At 52.7% G+C, this 9,100-nt stretch carries 8 protein-coding genes and 1 tRNA gene; all 9 read right to left on the reverse strand.

Features of this window, described 5'->3' with window-relative positions; translation table 11 throughout:
• Positions 1 to 112: 112 nt before the first annotated feature.
• Complete coding sequence (locus tag NW837_RS14150) at positions 113 to 367, reverse strand: HNH endonuclease (protein ID WP_011430012.1); 255 nt, start codon at positions 365 to 367, stop codon at positions 113 to 115.
• 2 nt (positions 368 to 369) lie between these two features.
• Entirely contained in the window at positions 370 to 786 is a 417-nt protein-coding gene (locus NW837_RS14155) for a KGK domain-containing protein (RefSeq protein ID WP_414332233.1), read from the reverse strand.
• A 323-nt stretch (positions 787 to 1,109) separates the two neighbouring features.
• Positions 1,110 to 1,520: a KGK domain-containing protein gene (locus NW837_RS14160; protein WP_414332234.1), complete on the reverse strand. Its 411-nt coding sequence runs from the start codon at positions 1,518 to 1,520 to the stop codon at positions 1,110 to 1,112.
• A 47-nt stretch (positions 1,521 to 1,567) separates the two neighbouring features.
• Complete coding sequence (locus tag NW837_RS14165) at positions 1,568 to 4,102, reverse strand: dynamin family protein (RefSeq protein WP_414332235.1); 2,535 nt, start codon at positions 4,100 to 4,102, stop codon at positions 1,568 to 1,570.
• 204 nt (positions 4,103 to 4,306) lie between these two features.
• Positions 4,307 to 4,379, reverse strand: a tRNA-Phe gene (locus NW837_RS14170).
• Positions 4,380 to 4,438: 59 nt separating this feature from the next.
• The gene (locus tag NW837_RS14175) at positions 4,439 to 5,092 is read right to left on the reverse strand and encodes a Crp/Fnr family transcriptional regulator (RefSeq protein WP_414332238.1); all 654 of its coding nucleotides are present in this window, start codon (positions 5,090 to 5,092) and stop codon (positions 4,439 to 4,441) included.
• Between the two features lie 317 nt (positions 5,093 to 5,409).
• A complete protein-coding gene (locus NW837_RS14180) occupies positions 5,410 to 7,005 on the reverse strand; it encodes an AAA family ATPase (protein WP_414332239.1) in 1,596 nt (531 codons plus the stop codon).
• Positions 7,006 to 7,080: 75 nt separating this feature from the next.
• The gene (locus NW837_RS14185) at positions 7,081 to 7,650 is read right to left on the reverse strand and encodes a hypothetical protein (protein WP_414332236.1); all 570 of its coding nucleotides are present in this window, start codon (positions 7,648 to 7,650) and stop codon (positions 7,081 to 7,083) included.
• A 33-nt stretch (positions 7,651 to 7,683) separates the two neighbouring features.
• Positions 7,684 to 8,685: a zinc-dependent alcohol dehydrogenase family protein gene (locus tag NW837_RS14190; protein WP_414332237.1), complete on the reverse strand. Its 1,002-nt coding sequence runs from the start codon at positions 8,683 to 8,685 to the stop codon at positions 7,684 to 7,686.
• Positions 8,686 to 9,100: the final 415 nt, after the last annotated feature.

Genomic DNA, 9,100 nt, shown 5'->3' on the forward strand with positions numbered 1-9,100 from the left:
GAGTCCTGACCCGAATGCCGTTTTTGAGCGTTCCGCCTATTGTCTGAGGTTGTTTTTGCAGACCTCTCTCCTCTCTTTTCTAGAGGGAGAAGCGTAGGCGAAACACCGCAACTCACCAGTCAAAGTGGCGGCGAAAGCGGGGATCCCGTCGATCCTTTTTGCGTCGGTTACAGGTTTTGCACAACGTTTGCAGATTGCTGATATCGTTACTGCCCCCTTGGGCAATGGGGATGATGTGATCGATCTGAAGCTGAACCTCTGGGGGCGACTTTCCGCAACCGCGACAACGGAAGCCGTCTCTTTGGAAAACATACTCCCGCACGGCTGCTGGAATTAGAATCCTTTCGCCGGATTTTCTTTCTTTCATCGTTATTCATCCATACTGCGAAGATCGTCCAGTGGAGACTTTTCATCTAGAGGTTCTAATATCTCTTGGTCGGGTTCTTTTATCAGAAATTCAGGATTGTCAGGATAAAAGTCAATCGTAACTTCTACTCTTACTTTTACTCTACCGGTCTGCCAACCGTTAGTTTTAGGAGAAAGAATCGAGCATGGAACTCCTTTATGGAAAAAATGAACCTGATCTTCATAGGGAATATCTGTTTGTATCTCAGACGAACTCAAGTGACTGTTTAGTTCTCTTCCCATTTGGTCAAACTCCAGGAAATAAGAATTGATAGAATCGCAAAGCTTGGAAATCATGTAGACTTTCTGATTATTGTTCTTGTTGATAAAAGTGATAACTCCGTCTCCCAGTTGGCTAAGATTAATGGATGTTTTTGTCATCTTATCGACCTCAAGACATAGAGACAACAATCCACGGTGAGCCAGGACGTAAGAGTTTAGCAGGAATTCCTTTCACGTTAGTTATTCCGTTCAAGTTGCTCCATAGAATCGAGACTCCCTTTTCGCTAAGTTTGCTGGATAAGTAGGATCTGATACTCTCATAAACAATCTCTGAGTACACCTGAGCAAACTCTTGCGAGTAGATTAGGCGTCCTCCTATATCAATGACAGTATTTTGGAAAATATCTAGCTCAACAAAGCACTCCTGAGATTGATCATTACTTGACACTTGCCCAACCCCCTCTATGTCTCTCTGGCTTAGGCTAGCTCTCACTTTCGCGAAGGTCATCCAGAGGGGATCCGCTGCTGCTCTCTGAGCCTGTATCCTCTGGCTCAAACTCTACAGTGATCCGCAATCTGACTCTGCCTTTTTCCCAATCCTTCTTGCCCGGCACCAAGAGTTGACAAGCAAGTCCCTGCCCAAACCACTTCGCTTCTTGCAACAATTTTTCTTCTGGCTTGGGAGCAAGAAGGCTACTGGCAATGTTGAGCAAGTCTTCCGGCGGCAGGATCCCTGAGGATCTCAAGGCCGCAATGAACAAGCGATGCAGCTCTTCTTTCTTGGTCAAGTCCTCTTGGGCTGCTTTGACCAAGTTGGCAACCTTGAAAGTTTTCTCCCTTACAGAGAGGATCCCTTCTGGGTGCTGCTGCAGAGGTATCGATTTGGATCCCATGACTTTATCTGGATCAAGTGAAAGGCCAAAAACAAAGACAAGCCGCTCTATCTCAAATCATCGAGAATGCTATCCAACTCTGGAAAACTCTCGTCTATGGGTGTAGAACGACCAAGAGCGACTGCTTCGCTTGCATTGCTGTCACCTACTTGCTGTTCAGGAAGACTTGCCAAAATTTGAACTGACTCACCAACAGAGGAAGGCTCAGGACGAGTAATCAAGGGCAGCATCTCGCGATTGAGGCCCAAAGCTTGCAAGCAGAGGTTGATCCCAGAAACAGCTTGGTTGTACTTGTCTATGCTTGCCTCCAGTTCTTTCAGCCGCTGTTGGTTAAGCGCAATTTTCTCTTCAGCCTCTTTTCTGAGAGTTGCTTCCATGAACTGCTTTGCTTCTGGGTACTTTTGCAAAATCTCATCGGCTACTTGCTTGGCAACCGGCAATAGCTGAGTTTTTAGAGTATTGTTGGTCTCTTGTCGGAAGCTAGAACGCACTGTCTGGTTAATTTTCGGCTCGAAGTCAAGCTTAAGTAATTGTCGGATTCCAGGCTCTGCGTCGCGAATAGCAGAGATGTCATAAGATTGGCTGGTTTGCTTTAGGACTTCTCGAAACTGGTAGATCGAGAATGTTCCTTCGTCGTAGAAGCGGGGACTTTCTCTGAGGTAGCGGTCGCACTCTTTTCGGGCACCATTGACAAGAGAACTCAAAGTTACCTCCTTAACCAAAAGAAGCTTTTTCTCCAAGTCCCCATCGGATCCCAGTAGGCGAAACAACTGCCTGTAGTAGCTCGAGCTGCGAACTTCATCAACAAGGCGACGAAAGAAGTTCTCTACAAGCGTGCTGGCTGATTCTACCAGGATGTCCTCTAGATGGTTGGACAAATAATAAAAGGCTTCGACCAATACAGCTAAGAATGGAGCTGTGGAGTTGCGGGGACGAATGCGAACGGCTTGACTGTAAACATTGTCCAACGAAAAAGTATCCAAAAGCTCATCTAGCCTCCGTACCATCCTAGTCTTCAATTTATGGAAATCGTTCTCAAATTCTTTGTTTTCTCCGTTAATAACTTTATTGACTACTGTCTGGATATGCTCGTCAAACTCTCGGCCAATACTGGCTAGCTGCTGATTGATCAGCGTCAGCTCATAGGAAATCATGCTGTCAATCTCTTTGGGCTGGCTATCAATGTCTCGGTAGAGATCTAGATAGGACTTCCTCATCTCGATGCAGAGAGGTTGCAAATCATCGGCCAGCGCGGAAAATAGCTGTGGCCGCTTTTCTTCCGTTAAATAACGAGTGATCCCAGCCCGAAAGTCTTCAATACCGCTATCTTTAATCATATACTCAATCAAAGGTTTTCCCCACTCCCTCAGAATCCGAACGTAGTTATTTATGGGTGTGTCGTACCCATGTACAGAAGGGCGGAACGGGGATCCAACCAACCTACCTGACGTGCAGTACTTGTTAAACTCGCTGACAAACTGGGGCGTTTCTTCCTCACCACCCAATTCTTTGATGCTTTCTGAAAAAATCGTATCCAGTCCAAATCGATCCTCGGGGGTAGTTGCCTTGATCTGGGAACCATAGAAGCCGAGAAGGCCGCTTGTCTTAAATACGCGGAGTTGACGAAACTGCTGGTCGATAATGTTTTCTAGTCTATGCTTTAGTTGTGCGTTGTACCAAGTCTCATCAATCCGGTTAAACACATAGAAGACGCGATCCCTGATGCTATCATTACTTTGAATATGCTCAATAAGCTCTGTCTCTTCCTTGGTCAGCTCACCCGTTGCAGCACACTTGAGAACGCAAACAACTGCGGACGTATCCGGATCGGCAATTTTTCGATAAGTACGCTCTGCATCCGCTTTGACTGGAGCATCGATCCCAGGAGTATCGACAATAACGTTTCCATCTTCCAGCAAGGGGTGGTGGCAATAGTATTCCACCTTTCGCAAAACTGCGCTATTGGCGCCGCGCCGGGCAAAACCCGCAGCTTCTCTTAAGTTGCCGAAGTTGAGCTGCTCCATTGAGAAAACTTTGTTCTCGGTAGGGTGAATTTTGTCCCGGTTCTGCTGGAAACCTGTAATCAACAAGCGAAGTGCATCCGCCTGCTTCGCCCGCTCTGACTTGCTTTTGCCTCCCTCCTGCTGAATAATAGCCTCAGCACGCTCCTTCAGGGGATTCAGTGCAGTGTCTTCCAGCCTGCTGAGTGACGGAGCCAAGTTTAGGAAAGCGCAGAAGGCGGTCATCTGTTCTTGCACTTCCTGCTCGCTAAGAAAAGTGAGCACTACCCTCTCCGCATTTGGCTCTGCGTAGGCGATGTAGCACTCTGTCCCTGTGGCGTGCCCTTCGGCACTGTAGAGAAGCTCTCTTTCTAAGAGGGCATTGATTAGCATAGACTTGCCAGCACTGAAAGCACCGGCAAAGACAATCTCGAAGGTTGGAGAAATAGCTTTGCTGAGGGAAGCTTGAATCCGAGTGGTATCTTGCTTGCCTGAAAAAGTGGAATCCTGATGCCAGAGTTGCAGGATAGCTTCAACCTGATCTTTCAAGTTCTCACACTGAGGCAGGAGCTTTACAGGCATAAGAGAGCAATCTCCACAGAGGCTGCCGGGATTATAACTTGCCTATGCTTGAGGTGAGGATTCCTACAACAATTTTCTTCAGTCCCGGAGCTGTGTGGCTATATGTGCATACACGTGAAGAGAGAAGAGCAGAACTCCCCAGACCGACATAGCAAAAAGGCTTAGGTCGTTGACCCAAGCCCGCCCCAGCATACTCATACCAGATGCCAGGAACCAGACTTGAACTGGTGACACGAGGATTTTCAGTCCTCTGCTCTACCAACTGAGCTATCCCGGCTCTGGACCTACTATCTTACGATGTCGAGGGGGGTTTTGACAACTGGTGGCGCCCCCAATTTAGCCAATCAATTTCTCCAAAGCCTCCATCTGGGGGATGCAGAGAACATCTCGGTTGCGATCCCGGCGGATCAGCTCCTCTTGCTCCAGCTTGGACAGGACGCGAGTGACCGTTTCCCGGGCTAGGCCACTTAGGCTGCTCAGCTCCCGATGGGGCAAGTTGGGGATCTCTACACCACTCCGGCTAACCCGGCCACGAGATTCGGCCAAGAACAGCAGGATATCGGCAACACGGGCCGTACTGCTGGCCTCGCGCAACTGCAGACGACGGTTGATCTGCCGTAAGCGGCGCGACATGAGCTGAGCAAGGCGGATGCCGGCCTGAGGATCAGAAGCCAAAAAAGCCAGGAAGTGTTGGGCCGACAGACAACCGACTTTGGTGGCTGTTAGGGCTACAACGTCGGTAGAACGAGGCGCTTCGTCCAAAGCAGCCATTTCCCCGAAGATTTCCCCTGGACCAAGAATGGTGAGGGTGATCTCCCGGCCTTCGAGATCATGGGTGCGAATCTTGACCCACCCTTCCAGGATGAAATAAACGGCGTTACCCCAGTCATTTTGTAACAAGATGGCCTGATTGACTGGGTGGGAGCGCAACGACATTTGCCCGGCCAGAGGCTCTAGCCTCTCAGGAGGAAAGCCCTCAAACAGGAGCATCAGGCGTAGGTCATCTGGAGTTACATCGCTCACCGTGGGATCCTCCTGCACGTGGTCAGTTCTGGTCGAGTGGGATGGGAAAAGGGTGGGCCTGCACAGACACGTCAACATGCCCCTCAGCCTACCGTCTCTCTCAGGTCTATGGCCCGCCGAGGCGAACTGCGTACCAATAGGACAGAGCTTTAGACCCAATTTTGACCTCTACTTTGGAAAGGGATCCCTGCCCAAAAAAGCTGCTGCCATTCTCTAACCCAGAAACGGCAAAATCCATCTTGCTGATGTTAATTCTCTCGACTTTGTGCAGTTTGAGTCGAGATCTAGACCTGCTGAAGTTGAGATGGCCAATCTTGGCTGGTATCCAAAACCTTTAAAAAAGGCCGTTCCGAATCGGAAAAATCCTGCCAGTGGGCCTGCTGTTGGGAGAGCATCTCGGCGGTGGCATCAGCAATGTCGGCAGAGTGCTGCTGATCTCCATCGATGCAGCCGGCTGGGGCCAAGAGGGGCTGAGGAGCTGGGCTGCGGCGTTGCAGGCGCTCCCGCAAAACAGGTTCAGGGGCGTAGCAGTGGAGGATGCGCAGTGGGATCCCTTGGCGTTGGGCCTGATCAATGGCCATCCCCCGCAGGGCTTGCCGGTCAAACTTGGCGTCCAGAATCACGGTGTAGCCTTCCTGGGCCAGCTCTACTCCCAACTGCACCAAGCGGCGGTAGGTTTTATCGGTCATCTCCGGGGTATAAACCTCCGGCCCCCCCCGTTGCCGCAGAGGGATCCCGGCCAAATGCTTGCGCACCGCATCGGAGCGAATGTGAATGGCTCCCCGCTGACGGGCCAAGTGGCGGGCTACCGTGCTTTTGCCGGATCCCGACAATCCCGACATCAGGAACAACTGCCCCCGCTTGGGGAGGGTGTATTCCCAGGCAAGACGGTAATAGCGGGCGGCGGTGCTAAAGGCTGTGGCCTTGGCTTCCTCTGCTGCAGTGGGATCCTCCAGCAAAAAAGAGGTGACCTTGGCCCGCACGTAGGCCTGCCGATTGAGGTAAATAGGCAAGATCTTCAACCCTTCCCAATCTCCGGTTTCTTCCAGGTAGGTGTTCAAATAGGCGTTTCCCAGATCGGGGCGATGGCGGGCATCCAAATCCATCACCCCATAGGATATGTCGTACATGACATCCACAAAGCGGAAGGCTTCATTAAACTCGATGCAATCAAAAAGCAGGATCTTCCCTTCCCAAAAACAGATGTTGCCTAGGTGCAGGTCTCCGTGGCATTCACGAATGCGGTTTTGTTCTATTCTTTGTTGAAACAGCTCCTGCCGCTCAGCAAAAAAGCGATCGGTGTAGGCTTGGGTTTCTCGATATTGCTGAGCTGTTTGTGGGCCGCCGACGTAGCGCTGGGTTTGGGCGTAATTCTCGTCAAAGGCTTCTCGCACCCGTTCTGGCCGGCCAAAGCTGCGGATGTAGTCGTTGGTCTCGGTTTGGGCATGAAACGTCGCCACCACCCGCCCCAGCTCCTCCATCAAGGACGGCGTTAGCTCTCCCCGCTCAAACAGGTTGCTGAACAGTTGCTCTTGGGGAAATTGCCGCATTTGCAGAGCGTATTCTATGGGCTCGCCGCTGCTGTTGAACTGAAATCGGCCATCGGTCTGGACAATGGGCAACACTTGCAGATAAAGGCCGGGAGCACCGCGCTGGTTCATGCGCAGCTCTTCTTGGCAAAAGTGGCGCCGCCTCTCCAGGGTGGTGAAGTTCAAAAAGCCAAAGTCCAAAGGCTTTTTCACTTTATAGGCATAGTCGCCTGTCAGCAGAATATAGGAAATGTGGGTTTGAATAAGCCGAATGGGATCCTGTACCGGATGAGGGTAGAAGGCGGGATCCAGCATCGCTTGGATCAAGGGGGGCAGGTGGGTATCGACCATGAAAAACGATAGAGATGGAAAAAGGGCTTGGACGGGGATCCCTATCTTCCGCCGACAGAGCAGATTGTCCTCCACCTATTCCTTAAAGGGCAAGGCGGCTTCTTGGGGGGAAAGACGGATGAGGCTGATCCCCTGCTGAATTAGCGTATCTTGAGCAGCACCGGAAAGAGCGTAGGGCCAGACCAGATATTTGGTGTTGATGTAGTCTTGTCCGCGCTTGGCCAGGTTCACCTGTTCTGAGAGCATGCGCACATCTGGCCCGCGGCTGATAGTGGCTTCGGCCCGGCGAATGCGCTGCATCAGTTGGCTGAACAGCTCTTGGGGCTGCTGCACAAACACCACAATGGCCAAGTCACAGGGGTTGTAATAGTTGCCGATGCCGCAGAGGAGCAGGGCTTCACTGGAGAGAACAAGAGTTTCTTGATCCCCCAGAGCCACCACCGGATACAGAAAGGTGCGCACATCCTCCAGTTGCCAGTGGTTAAAAGAGTGGCTATCTACCTCCCCCCGCACCCAAGAGGAGATGGCAGGAAAAACTGCTTCGCTCAACAGTCGATAGGCCGTCTGGGGTCGCCCTAGCCAGCAGAGGGCATTTTCGTAGAAGCTCTCGTTCTCCAGCAGGTGGGGGGTGAGAGGAGCAACCATGGGCAGATCCTCAACGGGCTTTCTCCAGCATGCCTACTCGGGGATGGTTAAGGCAATTTTGCCCAGAACGGATCCCTGCTCCAGCAACCGGTGGGCGGCAGCCGCTTCGGCCAGAGGAAAGGTGTGGCTGAGCTGGATCCGCAGTTGGCCTTGGTCGATGAGGCGGGCACATTGCCTGAGGATTTCCGCCTGATTTTGTTGGGCGTTGGTCAGGCTTTTCAGCATCGGGGTGAGCATCAGCTCAAATCCCACCCGCAAGTTGCGGTCGCGAGCCACCCGCCAGTCGATCTCTGGGGCCGGGGCCAGCAGGGTGACGATATCTCCGTACACGCGCACTGCGGGGAAGGTCTGCTCCAATAGCTTGCCGCCCAAGGTATCTAGGGCAAGATCCACCCCCTCTCCCCCTGTCCAGTCCAAAACGGCGCGCACAAAGTCTGTCTGCCGGTAGAAGATGGGCAAGCCGGCGCCTAGGGAACGGACAAACTCCGCCTTTTCCGGGGTGCTCACGGTGGTGGCCACTTTGGATCCCCGTAGACGGGCCAGTTGAATGGCCACATGGCCAACTCCGCCCGCTCCCCCGTGGATGAGCACACTTTGGCCGGCCTGGAGACGTCCCCGGTCGTACAGCGCTTCCCAGGCGGTGATCAGCACCAGCGGGGCAGCGGCAGCTTCTGCAAAGCTCAGAGTTCTGGGCTTGGGGGCCACAAAACGCTCGTCCACCACGATCAGCTCGGCGTAATTCCCCGCCTGCTTGCCCAGACCCCCGTGGCAGAAGTACACCTCGTCTCCCACCGCAAAGTGCCTAACTCCGGATCCCACGGCTTCCACAACGCCGGCACCGTCACACCCCAAAATGGCGGGCATCTCCTCTGGATAGAAGGTGCCCCGTTGCCGCAGTTTGGTGTCGATGGGGTTGACGCCGGCTGCCCTCAGACGGATGCGCAGCTCCCGCTCGCCGCGAATTTGGGGCTCAGGTACTTCTCGGAGCTGCAGAACCTCTGGCCCGCCGGGCACACTCATGACTACGGCTTTCATGCGCTCAAGTTGTCAGCTTCAGTTGGGTTGGCCCGCTCAAAGGATGCAGGGTAGAGTTTGTTCTGGTGATGAGAAGATGGGCATCTCCCCATTGGGGTGTTGCTTTGCAACCCTGCGGAGTCTTGCAGCTGCTCTCTAGCCTATTTTAGCTAAACCGCCGAGAAGCCCCGCGCTGTATGCGCAGGGTCAACATACCCACGCAAAACCGAAGCCGTCACCCCACTCCATGAAGCAATAAAAAGGCTAGTGGCTAGTGACTAGTCACTACGCACTACTCTACAGGGCGGTGGGGCATCCCGTCCTTTTCGCGTCAGCGGGACGTAGTCCTTAAGCTCAGGAAATGTGTAAACTACCCGACCCTGACTGCTTCGCAGTACAGGGCGGGCTTTCGGTAGCCCTGCAGTTGGCAAGCCAA

The sequence above is a fragment of the Synechococcus sp. R6-10 genome, assembly GCF_047461815.1.
Classification (GTDB): Bacteria; Cyanobacteriota; Cyanobacteriia; order Thermostichales; family Thermostichaceae; genus Thermostichus.